This window comes from Pseudoalteromonas caenipelagi (assembly GCF_013140855.1).
In the GTDB taxonomy this organism is placed as follows: domain Bacteria; phylum Pseudomonadota; class Gammaproteobacteria; order Enterobacterales; family Alteromonadaceae; genus Pseudoalteromonas; species Pseudoalteromonas caenipelagi.
On sequence record NZ_JABBPG010000002.1, the window covers coordinates 679,297 to 702,006 of the forward strand.

The 22,710-nt window shown below is 42.9% G+C and carries 18 protein-coding genes; 6 read left to right on the forward strand and 12 right to left on the reverse strand.

The features are described 5' to 3' along the window. Positions 1-831: 831 nt before the first annotated feature. The 3 genes from HG263_RS07690 to HG263_RS07700 form a co-directional block, all read right to left on the reverse strand. A complete protein-coding gene (locus HG263_RS07690; protein ID WP_171625488.1) occupies positions 832-2,475 on the reverse strand; it encodes an Aq_1262 family (lipo)protein in 1,644 nt (547 codons plus the stop codon). Positions 2,476-2,545: 70 nt separating this feature from the next. Next, the gene (locus HG263_RS07695) at positions 2,546-4,432 is read right to left on the reverse strand and encodes an alkaline phosphatase PhoX (RefSeq protein ID WP_171625489.1); all 1,887 of its coding nucleotides are present in this window, start codon (positions 4,430-4,432) and stop codon (positions 2,546-2,548) included. 181 nt (positions 4,433-4,613) lie between these two features. Further along, on the reverse strand, positions 4,614-5,141 hold the full coding sequence (locus HG263_RS07700) for a lipocalin family protein (RefSeq protein ID WP_171625490.1): 528 nt from the start codon (positions 5,139-5,141) through the stop codon (positions 4,614-4,616). A gap of 101 nt (positions 5,142-5,242) precedes the next feature. Between HG263_RS07700 and HG263_RS07705 the strand changes: the two genes are divergently transcribed. From HG263_RS07705 to HG263_RS07715, 3 genes are read left to right on the forward strand one after another with little or no spacing between them, the layout of a single operon-like run. Next, positions 5,243-5,695 carry a YaiI/YqxD family protein gene (locus HG263_RS07705; RefSeq protein WP_171625491.1) on the forward strand — a complete coding sequence of 151 codons (453 nt, stop codon included), beginning with the start codon at positions 5,243-5,245 and terminating at the stop codon, positions 5,693-5,695. Beyond that, complete coding sequence (locus HG263_RS07710; RefSeq protein ID WP_171625492.1) at positions 5,692-6,219, forward strand: DUF6942 family protein; 528 nt, start codon at positions 5,692-5,694, stop codon at positions 6,217-6,219. The genes HG263_RS07705 and HG263_RS07710 overlap by 4 nt, the downstream gene beginning before the upstream one ends. Before the next feature lie 44 nt (positions 6,220-6,263). Continuing rightward, entirely contained in the window at positions 6,264-6,647 is a 384-nt protein-coding gene (locus HG263_RS07715; RefSeq protein WP_171625493.1) for a response regulator, read from the forward strand. Here HG263_RS07715 and HG263_RS07720 read toward each other — a convergent pair. The 4 genes from HG263_RS07720 to HG263_RS07735 are packed head-to-tail and all read right to left on the reverse strand — an operon-like array spanning position 6,619 to position 12,450. Beyond that, positions 6,619-7,287 carry a class I SAM-dependent methyltransferase gene (locus HG263_RS07720; RefSeq protein ID WP_171625494.1) on the reverse strand — a complete coding sequence of 223 codons (669 nt, stop codon included), beginning with the start codon at positions 7,285-7,287 and terminating at the stop codon, positions 6,619-6,621. The two genes, HG263_RS07715 and HG263_RS07720, sit on opposite strands and share 29 nt — an antisense overlap. Further along, positions 7,287-10,949, reverse strand: a complete 3,663-nt coding sequence (locus tag HG263_RS07725; RefSeq protein ID WP_171625495.1) for an AAA family ATPase — start codon at positions 10,947-10,949, stop codon at positions 7,287-7,289. The genes HG263_RS07720 and HG263_RS07725 overlap by 1 nt, the downstream gene beginning before the upstream one ends. Then, on the reverse strand, positions 10,946-12,157 hold the full coding sequence (locus tag HG263_RS07730; protein ID WP_171625496.1) for an exonuclease SbcCD subunit D C-terminal domain-containing protein: 1,212 nt from the start codon (positions 12,155-12,157) through the stop codon (positions 10,946-10,948). The genes HG263_RS07725 and HG263_RS07730 overlap by 4 nt, the downstream gene beginning before the upstream one ends. 53 nt (positions 12,158-12,210) lie before the next feature. Further along, positions 12,211-12,450: a hypothetical protein gene (locus HG263_RS07735; RefSeq protein WP_171625497.1), complete on the reverse strand. Its 240-nt coding sequence runs from the start codon at positions 12,448-12,450 to the stop codon at positions 12,211-12,213. Positions 12,451-12,911: 461 nt separating this feature from the next. Between HG263_RS07735 and HG263_RS07740 the strand changes: the two genes are divergently transcribed. From HG263_RS07740 to HG263_RS07750, 3 genes are all read left to right on the forward strand, one after another. Then, the gene (locus HG263_RS07740; protein WP_439331983.1) at positions 12,912-13,550 is read left to right on the forward strand and encodes an HAD family hydrolase; all 639 of its coding nucleotides are present in this window, start codon (positions 12,912-12,914) and stop codon (positions 13,548-13,550) included. A gap of 91 nt (positions 13,551-13,641) precedes the next feature. Beyond that, positions 13,642-14,367, forward strand: a complete 726-nt coding sequence (locus HG263_RS07745; RefSeq protein WP_171625498.1) for a YebC/PmpR family DNA-binding transcriptional regulator — start codon at positions 13,642-13,644, stop codon at positions 14,365-14,367. Positions 14,368-14,436: 69 nt separating this feature from the next. Further along, positions 14,437-14,793, forward strand: a complete 357-nt coding sequence (locus tag HG263_RS07750) for a cupin domain-containing protein (RefSeq protein WP_171625499.1) — start codon at positions 14,437-14,439, stop codon at positions 14,791-14,793. A gap of 10 nt (positions 14,794-14,803) precedes the next feature. On the opposite strand, the gene HG263_RS07755 is transcribed toward HG263_RS07750, so the two are convergent. The 5 genes from HG263_RS07755 to HG263_RS07775 form a co-directional block, all read right to left on the reverse strand. Further along, on the reverse strand, positions 14,804-15,529 hold the full coding sequence (locus HG263_RS07755; protein WP_171625500.1) for a 5-oxoprolinase subunit PxpA: 726 nt from the start codon (positions 15,527-15,529) through the stop codon (positions 14,804-14,806). 8 nt (positions 15,530-15,537) lie between these two features. Then, positions 15,538-17,331 carry a glycoside hydrolase family 3 protein gene (locus tag HG263_RS07760; RefSeq protein WP_439331984.1) on the reverse strand — a complete coding sequence of 598 codons (1,794 nt, stop codon included), beginning with the start codon at positions 17,329-17,331 and terminating at the stop codon, positions 15,538-15,540. Positions 17,332-17,459: 128 nt separating this feature from the next. Continuing rightward, positions 17,460-18,788, reverse strand: coding sequence for a sensor histidine kinase (locus HG263_RS07765; protein WP_171625502.1), 1,329 nt, complete (start codon positions 18,786-18,788; stop codon positions 17,460-17,462). Between the two features lie 18 nt (positions 18,789-18,806). Further along, positions 18,807-20,189, reverse strand: a complete 1,383-nt coding sequence (locus HG263_RS07770; RefSeq protein WP_171625503.1) for a sigma-54-dependent transcriptional regulator — start codon at positions 20,187-20,189, stop codon at positions 18,807-18,809. Between the two features lie 84 nt (positions 20,190-20,273). After that, complete coding sequence (locus tag HG263_RS07775) at positions 20,274-22,709, reverse strand: ABC transporter permease (RefSeq protein WP_171625504.1); 2,436 nt, start codon at positions 22,707-22,709, stop codon at positions 20,274-20,276. Position 22,710: the final 1 nt, after the last annotated feature.

The following is a 22,710-nucleotide window of genomic DNA, read 5'->3' on the forward strand; positions in this document are numbered from 1 at the left end:
GTGATGAACCAAAGAAGAAAAGTTAATATTAACATAATCTTATATTAAAATTTAGCTTGCGGGTACATAAACCGAAAAATTACTAACTGCCTCACCAGCTCTAACCAAAACATGTTCATAGATCACTATTTTACTCACTTGCTACATATACATAGTGAATTTATTGGAACTGAGTGATGTATCAGTATGTTTAGACTTACTTAAGTGCGATAAAGATCATTATTTTACCAACGCTAGTTAGTAAAAAAGTGATCTCGGCTGGCATTATTACAAACTAAGTTGGTATAAACTTGATCTCACCAGGCGATGGTTAGTAAAAATCTGATCTGATTTCTCGCATTAGTTGGTAAAAATGTGATCTTTATATAAAACAATAAGTTCTTGTTAGTAAAAATATGATCTGAATCAGATTTAACACACTTCATAGCGTAGGAAATAAACACTCATGTTAGTAAAAAACTGATCTCATAAGTGCTTTAATGCGTTTGTGAAGAATCTAGCAGCGTGGTTGGGCCGTTATTATAGATAGAGTTAGTAAAAGTTTGATCTGTAGTTAGAGGCTATATTTAATACCAAATTTTTAAATTTTAACTTTATGAAAAACATAGAAATGTATAATTTAAGGTAGTGAAAGCTCAAGTTGAATGTGGAGCTGTAGAGCAAAGTTCTTGATGCATGTACTATGCGCTTTCGCCTGTCCGCACTATTTCACGCCCTATTTCAACAAAGTTAGTTAAGATCTGATCTTTATTAACCTAGGTTTTAAGTCCCCGCGAATAGGCATTAAGTTAGTAAAAAGCTGATCTACGAAGAGATCAGCTTTATATCAAGTTATGGTTTTGACCAATCCAATTGCATGTCCCACACGTAGCGGTGTTCAGGTTGCAGTGGTTGTTGTGACTCATCAATGTGCTGTAAAACATTTTGAGCTTTAACAAGGGTTGCATCTCGACCAAATATGTAGCTTTGTTCTTTTACAATCGTTAAGTAGGCTTTGTTTAGGGCTAATGCTCGCTCTGCTGAAGGTGTTATCAGTTCATACAAGCTTTTTGCTTGAGCCACTTTTTGTTTATCAACATGGCCGTCTTTTTGAAACCAACGTTTTAGCATTTCTTGGTTTTGACGGAACTCATCACCACCACCAACGCGCTGCATATAAGTTAAAAACTCGCCTTGCTGCTGACCTTTATTTGGTACGTCTTGCATCGATTTTAGGTTTATGTAACCCCATCCTTTCTTACCCGTTACTTTACGGGCAAATGAAAATGTTTGGTCGTAGGTTGAACCAACTGTTTTATGGCAGCCGTTACAAAATGCCAGCTCTTGTTTGTGCTGCGGCCTCAATTGACCTTGTTCGTTTTCGATATAACCATTAATGAGCCAGCCAAAGGTATTGTTTACGCCGCTATCTCCGATATACAGAGTTTGAGGAAGCTGTTCAAAAGACTTTTCTTTTGCCTCTCGGTAGTATGATGCAGCTAAGGCAGCTTTTGATTTGAAGCGATGCTTTTTCATATAACGCACTTCTTTCATTCTTGGTGCGTTGTAGATTTGTCCTTCTTTATCAACTCCTATGTAGCGCACGGTATGCAAAAATTCTGTTCCTTCAGGGTAAAGCTGATAAGCCAGAGTATCATCTGCATCACCTAAATAGCGATTTTGCTTGTTTAAGTAAGAAATTTTACTAAGTAGGCCATCGTTATTAAGGTCTAGGCCAATGTGTTGTTCATCAATAAGAGGGGTAGACACGCCATCTAAGCCTTTCAGCGCGATTTCAACCAAACTTAGGTTAGCAATATATACATCTTGGTTGTAGACGCCCTGAGAGGTTCTAAACGCTTCTGGCAAGCGTATCATAACATCCCCTGTCGAGCCGTTTGTTGGCCAAAATGTACTCGGGAAGGGTTTGTAGTTAAATGCGACCCAGCCGCTGCCATCTTTGGCAAAACCTAAATCATCAAATGCTTTATTCGGGTAGGCTAGGTTCTGAATAGGGGTGATCTCACCTTGCCAATCAGCATTATTTTGTTGCTTAGCGATAAACTCGCTGTAATTGTCCTGATTGATCCACTCTAAAATTTGCTCATCAGAAATATTTCTGACCAGCTCTGTTCGATCAATAAATAAATTTTTCCAATGATTTTTGGTACCCAGGTCCGAAAAATCGTAGCTACCTTGCAGGTGGCCATCAAACATTTGATTCGGTTTGTTTACATCACTTTTGTCGGTTTGATGGCAGGCATAACATGGGTTATTTACTCCGTCCGTTTTGGTGTAGCATTGCGGCGGAATAACTGATTCAGCATTGTAAGTTTCGTTATGTTGCAAGTAGGCTACGGCCGGAATTTCTTCACCTGTACGATACGGTGCATCTGCCACAGGGTTTTCTAATTGAGTAGCTAGGTGTTGTGATGGTTGATCACATCCAGCAAGTAAGCAAAGTGCAAATAAGGCGACAAAAGTAGGGTATTTCATTTTTATGACTTCCATATTCTGGGCAAAAAAAACGGCAGCTCGTATCGAGTGCCGCTTTACAGTGTGATTGTTATTTAGACTTTGGATCGTATAGCCATAGCGTGTTGTTTTCTTGGAAACCGTCTTCACCGATGATGATACGGCCATCACGCATAACGATTACATTGTCAGGCTGAGAAAGTTGGTTTACGTCACAGCGCTCAGCGCCCGTTAGGCTTGAGCGATAAGTTGCGCCCATAACAACAGGCTCAATACGCGTTAAGTTGTAATTGTTGTCAATAGCAGCACGATATACACCACCACAATCTTTAACACGGGCTGAAAGCTGAATATCGCCTTGGTCATCAATCATGGTGTTATCAAGGTCAGCAATGCCAATGTACATATAAGCTTTATTGACGACTTCACCTGCGATTAAATCTTGACCTGTAACAGCCTCAAGTACACGGTCATGGTTGATACTGATACCCTCAAGCTTTCGCCATTCAGCCGTTGCGCCTTTTAGACGAGCAGCTTGGCGAGACTCCAAAAATGCAACGCGGTCATCCATAGGTTTACCAGCGGTTACTGGGCTTCCGCCTTCTGCCTCAGTTGGGTAAGTTGCTTTGCCATCTGCCCATGCTTGAACATCTGCCATTGAGATGTAGCTGGTTTTGCCTTCTACATAGTCGGCGGTTGTGATGTTATCGTATTGTGCAACCCAAGTTTCGATATTCGCGTTACTACCGCTTGCTAGCTCCACCCATTCAATATCAAAACCGGTTACAGCTGGGTCACTTAAACCTGCGTCTTGCTTAAGTTTGGCACCGTAAAGCGTACCAGAGCTCAAATCTTCAGGCTGATCAGCAACAAATTTGAATAGTACGCCACCCGTGTCATCTTGTGATGAGTAAACTGTGCGACGGTCAGGCATTACCACTGAGTTTTCATGCTCATAACGGCCAATTGTGAAATGCTTCACAACATCAGGTGATGTGCTGGTTGGGTTTTGTACTTCGGCAATGTAGCCGTAGCGATAAGGATTTGGGAAATCAGGTGCAACTAATGCTTCGATCCCATCGGTTCTGGTGTCGCTTGGGTCATTCCAGCTTGCATCTGTGGTTGTGTCTACTTTTGAATTTACAATCCACTCTTCTGATGTCAGTGGCGTGCCCCAAGGCGAAACTGAACCAAAGCAATTAGCGGCTGTACCTTGCACACCATCAAAGTTAACCATCATAGCTTCAGTTACCGACCATGTGCCTTTGGTATCTTTGCTCATCTTCAAGCGGCTCATACCGCCTGGATATGATTCCCAGTTGGTAAATAAGTAGCCTTCGTTATCAGACGTTGCAATAAAACCGTTAAAGTCAGGGTTATCGTTTTTGATTATTTCTTGCTTAGTATTAATGCCGTAGTGTACCCCTAGCCCACCAGTAACACCTTTAGCACCAAGATCCGAGAATACGTCACCAGTTTGGCCTAGTACTTGATATTGACCTATAGCAGTGATCACTGTTTGTTGTTCTTGTTCCGTAGCAGGCACTGGAGAGCTAACAATATTGTTTGGGAGGTTGTTAAAATCAACGCCAGTTAACACCCCAACGGTACCTTTGTTAAACGTTTTGCCATTTGCAGCAACTGTGTTGCTGTCTGCTGGGTGTTGCACGTTGAAAAACAAGTCGCCTTTGTCAGTCAGATATAGACCAGTAACTTCAGCGCCATTTGGGACAGTTGCGATACGCACTAAGCCTGCGCTACCGTTTTTGCCATCTTTACCATCTTGACCGTTAGCGCCGTCTTGGCCATTAGCACCATCTTGACCGTTAGCGCCATCTGTTCCATCTACACCATTTTGACCCGTAGGGCCTTGCTCGCCTTGAGCACCTTTTTGACCCTGTGCTCCATCATCACCATTACATGCTGTGAGCGCAAGTGTGACGGCACCTGCGATCAAAGAAAAGGCTAAACGCTTCATATTGTTACTCCAGTTTACAATTGCTAATTATTGTTAAGGAGGCAATAGCTTGGGTTGTCGCTGTTACAGGTGCCTGACAGTAATGTTAAAGTTTTCATACAGTTATAAGACTGCTCGCAAGCTGTCTTAAGAATGGGTGTCATTAAACTGTAAAGGGGGTTTACACAGATAAATGAGGTTCTTATTCAATATCATTATGTTGAACGTAGATCAGTTGCTCTATTGCAAAATCATATTGTTGTGCCGTTTGCACAAAATCATCAATAACAGATTGGCTAACTTTTGGAGTCCGAGCTAACAGCCATAAATAGTCTCTGTTGTAACTGGTGACATAGGCATATTGATATTTGTCTTGATCTAATTCAAACACAACATAAGACCCATAAAATGGCCCAAAGAACGAGACCTTCAAATGCCCAACATCGTCGCGAGTAACAAATTTTGCAATGCCATCCGCTTGCTGCCATTCATTGTCTTGTGTGTGGTAGCCTCTATTAATGACTTTGACCGAGCCATCGTTATTAATAGTATAAGTGGCAGTTACGTTACTTAGATTCTGCTCAAAGCTATGATCAAGGCGTGCAATTTCATACCATGTACCTTGGTATTTCTGCGCATTGAAATTGCTAACAGGTTGTATGTTTTCAGGTAAACCAGTGCAAGCACAAAGTAACGTGACGAGACCTAAGGTGGTTATTAATTGTTTCATTGTTCAGCTTAAAAGTACATTTATCCAAATAATAGTAGGTTACGAACGTAAGAACCGTTAAGATCAACTTTATACCAAGTAATACAAAGACGAAAAATACCATGAAGATTTGGGTTGATGCCGATGCTTGCCCTGCGGTTATTAAAGAAATTATATTCAGAGCGGCGCAACGCACTCAAACAGTGACAACGCTAGTGGCAAATCATGCAATGCGAGTACCTGCCACGCAATATGTAAGCCTCCTACAAGTGAACAAAGGCTTTGATATCGCTGATAATGAAATCGTAAAGCGTGTTCAATCAGGCGATGTCGTGATCACAGCTGATATTCCTTTAGCTGCAGAAGTCATCGAGTTAGGTGCTTTGGCAATTAATCCAAGAGGCGAGGAATACACCACTCACAACATTAAGTCGATTTTAAATATGCGTGATTTTATGGATACCATGCGCAGCAGCGGTGTAGAAATGAGCGGTGGGCCACCAAAGCTATCAAACGCCGACAAACAAGCCTTTGGCAACGCGCTAGACCGCTTGCTAACAAAAGCCAGGTCATGAAAATACTAACTCACGGATTTGGTCAAGCAAGTGGCCTCATAGCTATTTATATTGAACATGCTCCGCCGATGCAGGAGTACAAAAACTTAGAGTATATTCAAGCGCTTAGACTTGGCGAAATCGAGATGATAAATAATGCGTCAGGTAATGGTTGGCGGAAAATATTTAATGTTTATGCCAAAATACTGGCTCAACTACATCACAGAGATCACAATTTTACCAACTATAATAGTTGGCAAGATTATCGTCAGCAGTGCTTATTGCAAAGCCATAGCCAAGAAGCCTTGCTGTTTAGTCCGCCAAATTTGCATAACTCACGTTACCGATATCAAGTTATCGCAGGGCGAACATACGCCAAAAGGCTATTGCGAGATCAAATTTTTACTAACTCATTAGTATGGCTGGATGAAGAGTTTGCAGTTGATACGACGCACAATTTAGTGGTGTGCCCCTTTTTGGATTATCGACAGTTAAGTAATATAAAAATCAATAAACTATGTGACATCTTACATAGCTTGGACTAGCCTAAATAATACTCGTACCGATTGCCGTTAAGGATTCAAAAAGCATGAAAATACTCGTGGTCGATGATATGCCACTGATGCGCCATGTAATGATAAACATGCTGCGACGTTTAGAGTATGAAGATATAACGGAAGCAACGGACGGTAGACAGGCAATTCAGCTTCTAAAAAACCATCACTATGATTTACTCATAACTGATTTGAATATGCCTAAAATGAGCGGTAAGGAACTTATCGACAAAATTAGGCAAGAGCTAAAGCTCGTTGACTTGGCTATTGTGGTGGTCACGTGTGATGATAATAAGCAAACTGTACTCAATTTAATTACCGCCAAAATAGACGGAATGATAGTGAAGCCCTTTACACTTAATACGTTACTAAAGCAGCTTCAATATGTGTCTAGTCGGCGCGACAAACAACCCCAGTAAAACCTAATGCTTTAAAATAGTGGTGTGGTGTATCAAATCCGGTTTGTGCAAGTAACTCTGCCAGACGCATTCGGTCTAAAGGATAAAACTCATGCAGCAAATTGTGGCGCATGCGTTGCTCCCCTATTTCTGTTAATCCTAACTGTCGGCATGCCAGTAGCTGAGATTCTCGCTCGAACTCTGTCTCAGGGGCCATTAAATCGGCTAAAAATAACGGCGCTCGGTGTGGAAGTTGTGCGCGGATCGTGTTGAGTAAATCTTGTTTATCACCATTATCGGGTAAAAAATGTAACACTAATAAGCACAGTGCTGCATCAATGTGTTCGCCGCTAGGTTCAGCTAATGGACCGTTCACGATAGTGACTCGATTACTGAGGCCTAAGTTAGTAAAATTTTGATCTGCGATAGCGAGCATATCGTCAGAAATATCTTGAGCAATAAAATGCCAGTGCGGATTAAGCTGCGCAAGCGCGATAATGTCTTTGCCCGTGCCCGCGCCTACTACCAAGATGTTAGCTTCATCAGGTAGCAATGTTTTGAGTTGTGCGGCTGTTAAATCATGCAATAGCTCGTACCCGGGTACTAGACGCGTAATACGTTGTTCGTAATTGCTCGCTTCATCCGCTTTAAAACTTGGCATTAGGCCTGTCCTTTTATCTGAATACTTGAATAACCACCGGGTTGCTTTTTAACATGTATTTGCGTGGCAACACGTTCGGTCATTTCGCTAACGTGTGAGATCACGCCCACTTTACGCCCTTGTGCTTGCAATGAGTCTAGTGCATCTAACGCGACACTCAAGGTTTCTGGGTCAAGTGTCCCAAATCCTTCGTCTATAAATAGCGAGCTGATCTGCACTTTATTGGCCGAAAGTGATGCTAACCCGAGTGCAAGTGCCAATGAAACTAAAAATGATTCACCACCGGAGAGTGTATTCACTGAGCGCTGCTCATCAGCCATATCTTTATCTATTATGGCAATGTTGAGCGAATGACCAATGACACACAGACGATACCTTTTTGAGAGGCTACTTAAATGCTGATTTGCGTATTGCAGCAAGATCCTCAAGGTCTGAGTTTGGGCAATGTTACGTAACTTTTTACCTGTTGCATCGCCAAGTAGTTTATCTAGCAAATACCAGTGTTCGTATTGCGCTTGTAACTGTGTGAGTTCAGTTTGTTGCTGCGTTCGCGCAGCTACGTTTTGCTCGTGCTGCTTTAACTGGCTACTCAGTTCCAGCCATTGTGATTGAGTCAATTCAATGTCTGCAATGGTTTTATCGAGTAACGCAATGATTTCTTGTTTTGACGCACTGGTGCGCGCACACGCGGTATGTTGCTCAATCTCGTCGATTAGGTGAGCGAGCCGTGCTTGTGCTTGAGCATGGTGTTGTTGCAGCTGCACGTTCTCATTGAGCACTTGCTCATACTGCTCGAATGGTACTGATAATAACTCATTGACTCGTTCAGCTGTCAATTCAGGGTGCTGTTGCTGCTGTGCTTCTAGCCAGTTCTCAAAGCGCTCTGTAACGCTATTTTGCTGCACTTCATTGTCGTTTAATTGCGTTTGTAAGTGACTCAGCTTTAGCGCTTGCTGGTGTTTTTCATGCTCAAGTTGGGCAAGTTTTTGTTTGGCTTCATTAAGCTGTTGGCTAGCAGTTTCTAGTTGTTGTTGTAGTGAGGCAAACCAATCATCCACATCTACCTCAAGTGTCAGTAGCTCGCTGCGTTGAAGGTCTAGATCAGCTAAGCTACTTTGCAACTGTTTAAGCTGAGTGTGTTGTTGAGCAACTAGGTTGTTTTGCAGACCTAGATTGTGCTCACTATTGGCAAATGTTGACTGTAGTAAATGCTGTGCTTGCGCAAGCTCCTGGAGTGTTTTTTGCCAAGTATCGTATTGTTCAATGTCTGCGCGTAATGTATCAACCGCACTTTGCGGGTTTTGCTCAAAGCTCAACCACCATGTTTCATCATGATATAGCTGCTGGGCCTTTTGCTTGAGTTGTAACAAGCTTTGTTGAATATCCCGTTGTTGATGCTCATTGGCTTCGATATTGCTCGATAAATGCTGCAGCTGTTGTTGAGCCTCTGCGTATTGTTGCTCAGAAGTACTCAGCGTTTGCTGAGATGACTTTATTTGCGACCAAAGTGTTTGTTGTTGTCTACTGAGCTCACTATAGAGCTTCAAATCTTGTTCAATCGCGCTTAATTGCTGTTGTGCAGTATCTGCATTTGGTGGTGTATCATAGCCTAATGCTCGTAATTGTGAGTCAATTTGAACATGCTGCTCTTTTAGCTGGGCTTGTCTTTGCAAGGCAACTTGAAGCTGTGCGTTGACCTGTTCATGGGCAACCATTTGCTCATTATAGCGTTGTTGTGATTGTTGCTGAGCTTGCATTGCGCTTTGCTGCTGCGCTGAAAAATCAGCTATCAATGTTTGCCAGTGGCTATCAATATGCTCCACCCCATATGGGTGCTCGGTTGAACCACATACCATACACTCTTCGCCCTCTTTGAGCTGCGTACGCAATGCACTGATACTGTCACTGGCTCGCAGCTGAACTTGGGTTAGGTTTTCTTGAGTGATCTGGGCACGCTGTTTGTGCAACTCAACTTGCTTGGCGGTATCTTGCAACTGAAGTTTAAGCGTTTGCTGTTGATGGCGATTTTTGTCTATGCTGGCGGTAAGTTGTAGTAGTTCATGTTCACACTTTTGCCCTTCTAATGACAAATTAACAGCGGATTTTAACCCATAGTGCCGTTTTTGTAAGGCTTCATAATCCAATGATGCAAGTTGTTTCTCAAGTGTTTGCTGGCGTGATTCGAGCGCAGCGAAGGACTGCTTCTGCTGCTGGATCTGCGCTTGTAACGGTTCAATCTTGTGGCTCAGTTCGTGATGCTGTGCTTGCTGTTCAATACGTTGCTGTTGGTATCGTTCAATACGCTGAGCATACTCGTTGATGTTATCGAATATATTACGCAGGTGTGACCAGTGTTCATGTGCGCCAGCGAGCTTGCCGCCCTGCTCTAGCTGCAACCTAATTTCATGTTGTGCAGTTTTGTTGTCATTGAGTTTGGCCGTTAAAGCGTTAAGCTCCGCTTGATGTTCATCAATGGCTTGCTGTGTGCTTAGCTGCTGTTTCTGGTTATCAGAAATTTGTTGTTGAGTAATACTGCGCTGATTATCTAAGGCGCGTATTTGCTTTATTTTTGGTTCTTGTTCTTTTAGTTGCGCAGTTGCGTGTTGTTGCGTTTGCTGCGCAGATGAGACAACGCTTAGCTGATCGCTAAGCTGTTGCTCATAATCTTGTTTTGTCAGCTCTACATATTGCGCTTTGAGCTGGCTATGTTGTGCAGTTAGCGTATCTGCTTGTTGTCGGTTATCTGCAATTTGTTGCGTTAGTTGAGCTAGCTGAGCTTGCTTTACAGCAAGTGCTTGGTCGCTTAGTTGTGTTTCTATCTCAAGCAACTGCTGTTGATACTGTTGACGTTTTTGTTGCTGTTGCTCACTCGTATTCAACCACTGAATATCTTGTTGGTACTGTTCACATTGGTTTTTTTGCTGCTTAAGCTCGCTATCAAGATGAGCTAACTGCACGTTCAGTGTGGCAAGTTCATCATCCGATAATATGTGGTAGTGAGCTAAGCTTTGTTGTACTTGTTCGAGTTCGTTTTTTTTCTCTTTATGGCGTTCAAAAATCGCTTGACCTAGGCGGCTAAATTTATCGGTGCCCGTTAAGCATTCAAGCAATTGTGCCCGCTCGTCTGCACTGGCTTTTAAAAAGGCAGCAAACTCATGCTGTGCCAATAATACTGCACGCGTGAATTGCTCAAAGCTCAGGCCAATTAATTGCTCAACTTGGTTAACGGTTGCATTGCTAGATTGTGTAAGGACAGACTCATCACTAACACGAATAAGTTGATGCTCTGGGCGTTTTAACTTGCCATCACTTTTTTTCCGAGCACGCTCTATTTTCCAACTCGCAATATAGCGCTCACCGTCTTGGCCAATAAATAGAACTTCAGCTTGTCCTTGAGCACATCCGCGGCGCAGTAAATTTCGTGGATCATTCAGTTTTATTTCATCGCCATTAAATGCCACTGTATTTTTCAAGTCATTTTTGAGTCGCGCGGTTTTGCCATATAAAGCCAAACAGATACCATCGAGCAATGTGCTTTTTCCTGCACCTGTGTCGCCAGTTATCGCAAATAGACCACTGTGGCTAAGCGGAGGAGATTCAAAGTCTACCTCTGCATGTGTCAACGAGGCGAGATTCTTGATAGACAAGCTAAGTAATTTCATGAGGGGGTCTCTTCATCCATTGAATTAATGACTTGCGCCAAGCATTCTTTAACTTGTTCGGGGACCTCATCATTGGCACTGAACTGTTCAGCGAACGCTAACGAAAGCAGCGTCATAGGATCGAGCTGTTCGACTTTGCCGAGGTCTTCAAAGTAACTCTCTTCATTTTGCTTGTCTGAGCGCACCCTTTCTATACCACAAAAAAGTAACGGTTTATTACTCATAGCTTCATCAATGACGGTACGAAACTGACTGCTTGTTTCGCTGCTATTTAAACGCAGGCGAACATAACTAGGTGGTGCATCAGCATCAAATTCTAACGCATTGATAAGCTCGCACAGGGTATTTAAATCTGCACCGCCCTGCTCTGGCAGCAAAATAAGTTGCTGGTACCTAGGGATGTAAAGGGGCTTTACATTTGTAAGTTGCTTACCAGAAAATTCAGCTATTAGCACCTGATGCTGATATTTTCTTTCTGAAAATGACATTGGTAGGGGAGTACCGCTGTAGCGAATGTAGTCGCTCTTTGCGACCGTTTGTGCTTTGTGCAGGTGCCCTAGCGCAACATAATCAGCCTGTTGCTTGAAAATATTAGCATTAATGGCTTCAAATCCACCTATCGAAATATTTCTTTCCGAGTCACTAGAGATATCTCCGCCTTTGGCGTGTAGATGGCCCAGCAAAATAAGGGGCTCATTTTTGGCTAATGGTAGAGCGTGCTCAAGTGCTTGTTGATATGCTACAGACACGGCTTGCTGATAACTGATATCTGAGGTTATGGTGATATCTGCGGCTCTCAAAAATGGCATAGCTACTATGTGGGCTGTACCTTTTTTGGTTTTAATCGACTTAACTACGTTTTCTGGCGCATGTTTATCAAAGCGGCCAACCACGTGAGTATCAAAGAGTTGTAAAAGCGGCTTTGCAGTTTCTATGCGATTTGCAGAGTCATGATTGCCGGCAATCAGCACTATATGCAAGTTGGGGCAAAGTTGTTTTGCATGCTTGATGAAAGAATACAACTGCTGTTCAGCATTTGCTGGCGGTGTTGCAGTATGGTAAATGTCGCCAGCAACAACAAGTATATCAATTGCTTGTGTTTTAAGCGTGTTGGCAAGCCATTCCAAAAATACTTGCTGTTCTTGCGCACGACTATGTTCATAAAACTGCTGGCCCAAATGCCAATCAGAGGTATGCAATACTTTCATTCAGCGTTTCCTTGACGATAGAAACGCTAATATATCATTGTCAGTGTGCTTGGTTAACGGCTTATTTGCATCCAAGCGAAAAGAATTATAGGTAAAACAAGCAAGAACAATAAAGCTGGCATTTTAAATGCTTTTACTTGCTTGGCTTGTAGCCTTTTCAAAGCCGACTTTTCGTTACACGCAGCTACTTTATCAATGTAAAAGTAGCCATCGTCTAAATACTCTTTGCAATTTTGCTCATCCGCAGGAATGGCAACAAGCTTCTCTTGTTTTTTTAGGATGTAAAAATCCATACTGCTCACCACATTTTTTATTGCTAAACGGGTTTATTTATACGAGCAAAACTGAGGCCAACTTTTTGGGACATTTTTGCACGAAATAAAAAAGTGCGCGATTTTAAAGACAATTTTGGGTAAAGATCAATAAAAAAATTTGTTTTTTTTATTTATTTCCCAAATAGAGACAATAATTTCAAAAAATACAACTTGGCATGCCATATTATTGGCATCTGTGGCGGTTTATTCGTAATTATGCATATAATTTATTTTATATTGTTATAAGAGCAAACGTGCTTCAATGTAATAGATGCGAGATAATTGCGCGTCTGTTCGGCTACAGTTGTCGACACTATTGTTTTTATCAATGCAATGAAATAATTTAAAGCAGGTAAAAGGGATGGCAACTTAGCGCTTTGCAAGAAGGTGCTTCGTGGCCTATGGTTAAAAAACATTCGCCACTAATGGCAGGGATAATAATGTTACAATTAAATGCACAGGCGTGTTCATACAACAGTAGTGCTATGATCCAACAAACGATAAAAGGTGTGATCTTCGACTTAGACGGCACCCTCGTTAGCTCAGAGTTAGATTTTCAGCTGATCAAAGCACAAGTCGGCTGTTCGCCAGAACAAGACCTGCTTGATTTTATTGCTCAGCTTCCTTCACCTTATATGCGCCAAGAAGCAATGAACATCGTTCATCAACACGAGATGTTAGATGCGCAAAATGCAGAGCTTTTACCAGGCGTTGCCAGCAGTTTAAAGCGTCTTGAACAAATGCAAATTCCGATGGCTATCGTGACCCGTAACTTTGGTCGAGCAGCCAAACTCAAGCTCGCACAGTGTAATGTGCCTATCTCGTTGATATTAACTCGTGATGATGCGCCTGCAAAGCCAAACCCAAGTGCCCTTTTGCATATTGCGAAGCAATGGCAGTTTTCGACTCCCCATTGTATGTATGTTGGCGATTACTTGTATGATATCCAGGCTGCACACAATGCCAAAATGCGCTCATGCTTATATGCACCCGAAGATATGCCACATTATGCAAGCCAAGCTCACCATATACTTCGCCATTTCAACGAGCTTCCCGAGCTGGTAAAAGCATTTGCTTAGGTTTGCATGTGACAATGCCCATCAAACGCTAGCCCAATGGCGCGAGTCTTGTTAAAATCTCGTCAATTTAATCTATAAAACGAGAATTAAGATGGGCAGAGCATTTGAAGTCCGCAAGAACGCCATGGCAAAAACGGCGGCGGCAAAAACCAAAGTAAACTCAAAATATGGTAAAGAAATTTACGTTGTAGCAAAAAATGGCGGCCCTGACCCTGAAACTAACCTGTCATTACGTCGCCTAATTGATAAAGCTAAAAAAGACCAAGTACCCGCACATGTTATTGATAAAGCTATTGAAAAAGCTGCAGGTGGTGCTGGTGAAGATTATGCTGCTGCGCGCTACGAAGGTTACGGTCCTGGTAACTGTATGGTGATTGTTGACTGTCTAACTGACAATCCAAACCGCACCATCAAAGATGTACGTTTACCATTTACCAAAACAGACTCAAAAATTGGTAGCCCAGGCTGCGTTGCGCACATGTTCGATCACTTTGCTATTTTAGGTTTTGATGGCGACGACGATGAAGCAGTATTAGAAGCGCTGATGATGGCTGATGTGGACGTGACGGATGTTGAAGTAGAAGATGGCAAAGTGTCAGTATTTGCACCGCACACAGAGTACTACAAAGCGAAGACTGCATTGACAGAAGCATTTGATGGTATCAACTTTGAGATCGATGAAATCACGTTTGTGCCACAAACACACATTGAAATCACAGATCCAGATGATATCGCGAACTTCGAAAAGTTCATGGGTATGCTAGAAGATTGTGATGATGTACAAAACATTTATCACAATGCAATTGTTAAAAACTAATTGCAGCTAACTGTTAGATAAAAGCCGAGCTTGTTGCTCGGCTTTTTAATGTGCACTTTGGAGTGAGCTATGAGCAAAGTTATCGGCACAGACAACGCTAAACATTATACTTGGGGTGAAGTGTGTGATGGTTGGCATTTGGCTGCAACAAAAGGGCTAAGTGTGATCCAAGAGCGAGTACCTCCGGGAGCAAAAGAGGTTAAACATTTTCACCATGTTGCCGAGCAGTTTTTTTATATTTTAGAAGGGGAAGCATGTTTAGAGGTCGATGGTGAGACATTAACACTACATAGTGGGCAGGGCGTACATGTTAGTGCGAACACCTCACATCAATTAAAGAACATCAGCAATCAGGTGTTAACTATGTTGGTTATTTCCACCCCACCCAGTCATGGTGACCGCACCATTGTTAGCGATGAATCATGACTCATCCTGTTTAAGTTAGTAAAATACTGATCTCATTAATTTGTGCAAGGCTCGCTTCATTATCGCCATGTACACATAGTGTGTCTGCTGTTAATGCCAGTTGTTTGCCTGACTCTGTTGTTACACAACCTTGCGTAGCCAATTGACGAACTTGTGCCATAAGTGCTGTTTTGTCATGTACTGCGTTGGCCTGTGAGCGTGGTGTGAGCATGCCCTCATCGGTATAGAGCCTATCTGCAAATGCTTCAAACATGAGGGTTACACCAAGTTGCTCTGCTAAAGCCTTATGTTCGTTTTGACGAGCGGTAGCGAGCACCATAAGCTTTAACTCTTTAGGGTAGCGTGCAATGGCTTGGATCACGATATTGAGTAGTGACTCATCAGCCATCATATCATTGTAAAGGGCGCCGTGCGGTTTCACATAGGCTAGGGTTAAGCCTTGGCATTGTGCCATGCCATCAAGCGCTGCAATTTGGTAGTGCAGTGTATCTGTTAACTCCTGTGCACTCATTTTCATAGAGCGACGGCCAAAGCCTTGCAAGTCAGGATAGCTTGGGTGTGCACCAATCATTACGCGATACTGTTTTGCTAACTTAAGGGTTTTGGCTATCACTGTAGGGTCGCCCGCATGAAACCCACAAGCAATATTTGCGCAGTCGATCACAGCCATTGCTTGCTCATCTAGGCCCATTTTCCATGCGCCAAAGCTCTCTCCCAAATCACAATTTAATAGCATAACGAGTCCTATTTAATGGTTACGGGCAATACGCCATTTGCTGGGGCTAAACCCAGTATCACTTTTGCCAGTGCGGTAAAGGCCGGGCCTGAAACTTGCTCATTCGTCTCAACATCAATGTTATAAGCATAGCTTGCGAGCACAGCATCGCTCAGTGGCGCAAATTGTTTGATCTCATAAGGTGCGCGCAAACTTATAAATAAGGTTGATTTACTTTGTTTTTTTGCAAAAGTTAGTAGTGTTTTAAGTGCCTGCGGTTGCTGTTGTCGAGATAGAGAAAACTGCTCTAACTTCGCTACATCTTCCATCCCACCAATTTCTACTGCACTTTGCTGTGGACTTGCATGACCTGCAATGACTACATCAGCTTGTGAAATTTGTTGCTCTGCTAAGTTTGGATCAAACCCTTGCAAACTGTTGCAGGTTATCTGTAAAGGGGCTTTACTAAATGCCCTTAGTGCTTGGAGCATGGCTTCGCACTTACGCATGTCGGGCATAATCAGGTGAATTCTACTCTTAGTCGTTACCTCTAAAGGTAATAACTGTTTATTTTTTACTTGCGTGATGGCTGCCAGAGCAAGCTCAGCTTCTAGTTTTCGATGTCCGGGGTTACCTAATGTGGCTTTTGCTATCGCACTGGAAGCTGGGGCGGTATTTTGTAAATAACCTTGTTTGAGGGTAATAATTCTTTTCGCTGAAGCGTTTATCTCGTCTTCATTTAGAGTTTTACTTTGGATGGCTTGAGTGAGCGATTTAAGCAGTTTATCTAGTTGCTGGATGTCATCAGGTGTACGGATGGCAAGAGGCATCAAGGCGATATCTACTCCAGCGTTAAAAGTTTCAATGACCGCTGATGTGTAATCAAAAAAGTCACTGATCCCAGCCATGTCTAAAGCGTCTGTGATCACCACCCCTTGGTAACCAAGTTTAGTGCGCAGCAAGTCATGCATGATGGTACGCGACATGGTGGCCGGCTTAAGCATCTGTTGTCCATGTTTGTTTTTCAGGGTACTGCTATCAAGCGCGGGATATTGAATATGCGCAGTCATGATCATACCCGGAGGGTTGGTATTAATCACCGCTTCAAAAGGTGCTAAATCATTTTGCCAAATAGTGCGGGTATCATGGTCAACTCTCGGAAGCCCGGTGTGGCTATCAACATGGGTATCGCCATGACCTGGAAAATGTTTTAGTGCTGAGATCACGCCATGTTGTTCAAAAGCTTTGACTTGTGCTGCCCCAAGCTTGGCGACTAATTCGGGGTCTTCGGAAAATGAACGGACATTGATCACCGGGTTTGCGGCGTTCATATTAACATCAACGGTGGGCGCAAAGTTGACGTTTACGCCTAGGCTTGTAAGCTCCTTGGCGATCACTTGAGCCACCGCAGTGGCGTAATGAGTACCGTGTTTTGGGTAGGTGGCGCCAATGCTCATGTTACCAGTAAATGAAGTTGCTTGCTCACGGTTGATACGTGCTACACGGCCGCCTTCTTGATCTATTGCAATAAATAGCGGAAGAGGGTGCTTAGCCTTTTGCGCTGCAGCCTGTAGCTGGTTGTTTAGCTTTACTATTTGTTCAGTATCATGGGTGTTTTCTGAAAATAGAATGACTCCACCAATATGATAATTGGCAATCACTTGGGCTAACTGTTCGGGTAATTGTGTCATTGGTTCACGGCAGGTTTTGCTTTGCCCTTGTTCACAAAAATAGCGAAAATCTAGCATTAACTTTTGTCCTAGCTGTACTTCAATGGGTAGCTCGGACTGTGCAGAAACGATTGATGGATTGCTCATGGTCATGGCGAAAAATATACCTAATGGTTTTATAAGCCTAGAAAATGTCATAAAAAATGAATAGTTATTTTCGTTATGATGGCTAATTTAGCATTAACCGTAGGTGATTGATAACGTAAGGCGATGATCTTTATTTAATTTGCGGTGTAGGGTAAGTCGAGTAGGGCACAGCAGCCTGTTTTATCAACTCGATTATGCAAAGATAAACGGCCTTGGTGTGCTTCGGCAATTTGTTGGCATAACACTAATCCTATCCCAGAGCCTTGCTGTTTGGTGCTGTAAAATGGCACAAATAGATTATCACTGTTTTTAATGCCCGTTCCATTGTCACAGATACGAATCCTTATTTGCTTGTCGCTAATTTGCCAATCAATATCAAGTTGGCACATATGATTACTTTGCGCACAAGCATCTTGGGCATTTTTGAATAGGTTTATTAAAAGCTGCTCAAATTGCAGTGAGTCAATATGTAAGATTGCATCACTTTTCGATGTTATGTTAAATACGCAGTCACTGAACGGCTTTTGGCAGTTTGTTATTAATTTTTTGAGAGAGTGAGGTCGGCTCTTTGGTTCTGGTAGCCTTGCTAGTTGATGATAGCTTTCAATAAATTTACCTAAATCGCAGGCACGTTTTTGAATGAACTCTAAGTTCTCGGTGATGCTATTTTTTAACGGAGTGTCGACTTGCTTATGGATTATCTTGACCAACGTTTGCGAAATCGATGCAATAGGAGACAACGAGTTATTGATCTCATGACTCATAACCTTAATGAGTCGCTGCCACGCATGGCGTTCTTCGCTACGTAATAAAGAGTGAACGTCGGTGACAAACACTAGCTTATAGGTTTTACCATCACTCATGTATTGCTCAACATGCAAATTATAGCGCTTTGTTTGTAAAGCAATTGGCAGTTCTATGACCTGACTTTGACCTTCTTGGAGCTGATTTACTATATGTAGCTGTTTGGGCAAGTCATTAGCTGTTTTGTGCGTGTTTAATGATAACAGCGCTTGGGCTGCTGGGTTAAACAGGGCGATTTGCTGCTTTTCATCAATGGCTAAAATAGCCACATCGATGTGCTCTAATACGGTCTGTACTAGCTGTTGAGATTCAGCTGATTGCCAGCGCTGTGCACTTAGTTGTTGCGCTAAGCGATTTATCGCGCTGAATAAGGGGGCTAACTCTTGTTCGCCTTTCCCTATGCGTGCTCTTAAGGTGTAATCCCCTTGTGCTAGCGCTTCAATTAAATTAGTTTGCGTTCGTAATTGATAGACCACTTTTTGTTTTAATCGTACGTTGCTCCATGTAATTAAAATTGTGCCGAGTAACGCACTCAATGCAGTTAACCATACCGAAACTTGGCTGTAGAGCATGGTGATGATGAGCAATAGCAGTAAAGGCAGTGCAGTTGCCAAGTAAATTATGCTCAGTTGCTTTTCATATGGCGTGTGTCTTGGCATACATGGTCATCACTTTTGTTATTTAGTTGGTTTATTTAAGCGGCGGTAAAAGGTACTACGGCTAAGGCCTAGTGATTGTGCGGCAGTGATAGCATCACCTTCAAAGTGAGCAAGCCGCTGCGCTAAGGTTTGCTGTTCTATCTCACTTAATGTTGGTAGGTGTTTACTATCTATTTGGCCCTCATTTATTTTTACTTGTACGTTCGTTATCGGCGTTAAATTAAGATGATCAACGTCAATATGCTCACTCGGCGCGAGGATATGTGCACGCTCCATTAAGTGGCCAAGCTCTCTAACATTACCCGGCCACTGATAATGCTGCAGCGCATGTTGTGCCTCTGGGGTTAAAACTCGCCCTTGCGCGGCATACTTTTCAATGGCGCGCTGCAAAAAGTAGTGCGCTAAAGGTAGAATGTCAGCCACACGTTCGCGCAAAGGAGGGATATGTATTTGCACGGTATTAATACGATACAAAAGATCTTTTCGAAATGCACCAGTTGCAACTGCATGATTAAGATCTGCATTGGTCGCACTCACCAAACGCACATCTACTGATTGTGTTTTGCTAGCACCGACCTTTTCAAATTGCTTCTCTTCTAACACTCGTAGTAATTTGGCTTGCTGGGAGTAGGGGGTATTGGCTATTTCGTCTAAAAACAAGGTGCCTTCATCGGCCAGTTCAAAACGGCCAATACGCTGAGACTTGGCGTCGGTAAATGCGCCTTTAACATGGCCAAACATTTCACTTTCAAACAAGTTTTCGCTGACCGCGCCCATATTGACACTGATCAGCTGCTCGTCTTTTCGTGTAGAAAGGTCGTGTAGGTAACGAGCAAAGAGGCTTTTTCCTGTGCCATTTTCGCCTGTGAGCAATACGCTTACATCGCTTTTGGCAACTTGTGATAATGTGGCTAACACTCGTTTTATTTGTTCAGAGTGTGCAATCAAACCCGACACAAACCCCAATTCGTTTTGTAGTAACTGGTTGTGAATAGCCAGTTTTTGTGTGCGTTGTTTGGCTTTAGCCAGTTGTAATTGAGTGCGAATAATATTTAAAAGCCGCTCGTTTTCCCATGGTTTTTGCACAAAATCATTGGCACCAAGCTGCATGGCTTTTACGGCTATTTCAATACTACCCCAACCCGTAATCGCAATGATGGGGGTTTGCTCATCATCGGCTCTTAATTGTTGGATAAGGGCTAAGCCCTCTTCGGCGGATGTGGTGTCTTGCGTAAAGTTGAGATCGGTGATCACCAAGCTAATGGTATGACGCTTTAATAGTTGCTTGGCCTCAATTGGGCTATTGGCTTGTAAACACATATAGCCTTCTGCTTGTAGCAATAAGTTTAGCGCATGCCTTATGCCCTCATCATCATCAATGATTAATATCGGATCGCTCATAAATAACTTTTAATCAAACGCTTAAGTGAGTTTAGTGTACGACAAAGCGTAGCAAATATAAAAGCCACGCTTTGCCTAAAGGCTTTATTGACTGTGCAATGCGTATGCAGGCTCATTGACCAAGGCACGTTTGGTGGGCAAATAAGTTGCCAGCAATACCACCGCTGAAAGCAATAGTGTTAATATCACAGCCGCAATTGCCACATCCATAAATTCCACACCAATAGGGGCCGACATCGCATACCCTAAGGTAAGGCCAATGGCTAACCCCGGCACCGCACCGAACAATAATTGCTTCGTGCCTGAGATGACAAACTCGGCGATGATCCTTTGCTCACTTGCGCCTAACGCACGTTTTACGCCTATTTCCTGTGTTCGCTGAGAAATGGTATTGGCCATCACCCCATAGATACCACTGGCTGCTAATAAGAATGATGCTAAGCCAAATAACATTAATACGCCACCAACAAATCTAAGTGGTGCAACACGTTGTGATAAACGCGCATCTAAGCTGCCAATATCAAAAATAGGCAGATCAGGAGCAATGTCATCAACTGCTTTTGTGAGCGCTGCTTTAGCAATTGCCATATCACTGTTGATGTGTGCCGCAATAAACATAGATGAGCGTGGTGCTTGTGCAAATGGTAAATAAACCGATGGCATTTTTATCTCTTTATCTCTGTTTGGCATATTCTGCACAATATGCTTGATCACACCAACAATGGTAAACCAAGGGCCTTTGGTGCCATTTTCACTGATAAACTGTATTTTGTGACCAAGGGGTTGGGCTGTTGTCATAAATTGATCTACAAAGCTGTCGGTCACAATTACGGTATGGTTTTGCGCTTTGTTGTCAGCTTCGCTAAAGAAACGCCCCTCAATCAATTGTGCTTCTAGGTTACTTAAAGAGCCTGGTAATACCGCTATTTGGTTAGCTCGTGGGTAGCTAGATAAGTTTTGTTGGCTATATTCTTGAGTGGCAACTGCTATGGCTGGGCGTTGGTCACTAAAGCCCGGGAGTCTCGACATAACCACAGTATCGTGCAGGGCATTTTGAGTGCTTAACTGAGTTTTAAGGGCCTGTACAAACTGCACCTTTTGCTCGTCTGTCGCATAGCTTTCTTGCGGCAGAGCAATCTGACCAATTAGTTTATTGCGGGTATTTACGCCATAGTCTGCATACGTCGCTTTAAAGCTTGCTGTGATCATCACCGCGGCAACGATTAAAATCGTGATAGACAAAAATACCTCACCTATCACCAGTGCTTTATTGAGCTTACCGGCGTTTTTACCTAGCGCACCACGTGTACCATCGCGCAGTACCGCATTAAAATCACCATTAATGTTGCGCCAAGCGGGTAAAAAACCAGTAACAAAAATAGTGCCCACTAAAAAGGCAAAAAAGATTTTTAGCGTATACGCATCCACGCCAAAGTCCCACCAAAATGGCGGTCTATCGGTAAAGAACTGGTTTGTGACGGTTTGAGTCACTTCTAATCCCCAACCCATAACGAGTAGGCCAATCAGGCCACCAAGGCCACAGATAAAAATACTTTCCCATAACAATTGGCTTAATAAACGCCCTGTAGGCGCACCTAACGCTACTCTAATGGCGGTTTCTTGAGAGCGTTCTACAGCTCTTGATAGTAATAAATTGCCAACGTTAACAGACGCGAGCACCAATATTAAAACAGCTGCTATATGCAGCACATACACAACGGGCATACCGCCATCTGCGGTAGACATATGCATGGTTAAAGCATAGGCGCTCAAGCCCGAATTGGTTTTTGGATAGCGCTCAGCAAGGCGCTGCATGATTAAATTCAGCTGATGGTCTATTTGCTCAATGCTAACGTCTGGTTTACGCAGAGCAAGCCCTGTTACCAAACTATTTTGCTCTCTGGTTACCTGCTCGGTGTTATCACGCAAAGGGCGCCACAGCTGCGCGCGACGTGGAAAATAATACCCCTCAGGCATCACCCCGATAACACGATGGTTTACACCATTTATGGTAATGTTTTGCGATAACACATCGGCTTGCCCGGCAAACTGGTTTTGCCATAAGTCATAGCCAATAACCGCGACATGTTCACCGCCAACTTTGTCTTCATCACTGTTAAATGTTCTGCCCAATATCGGAGTCGTGCGCGTAAGCGCAAAAATATTGGCCCGCGCATCTGTGGCACTGTATCTGCGAGCACCATCTCTACCTGATATACTCACAATTTCATTTCGATATGCACTAAATTCGCTGGCACTGGTTAGATTTGCTTGAACCTGTGCAAAGTCATGTAGATTAAAGTCTCCAAAATGACGTTTGCCGTTAATCGAGGTTGTCATTTCAATAATATGTTCGCCATCTTCAAACGGCAGAGGCTTAAATAACATGGTGTTCATAAATGAAAATAAATACACACTTAAGCCAATACCTGTGGCCATTACAAACACTGTTAAGGCACTAAAACTGGGTTTTTTAGCCAATAAGCGCATGGCATATTTAATATCGTTGCGAATACTCATA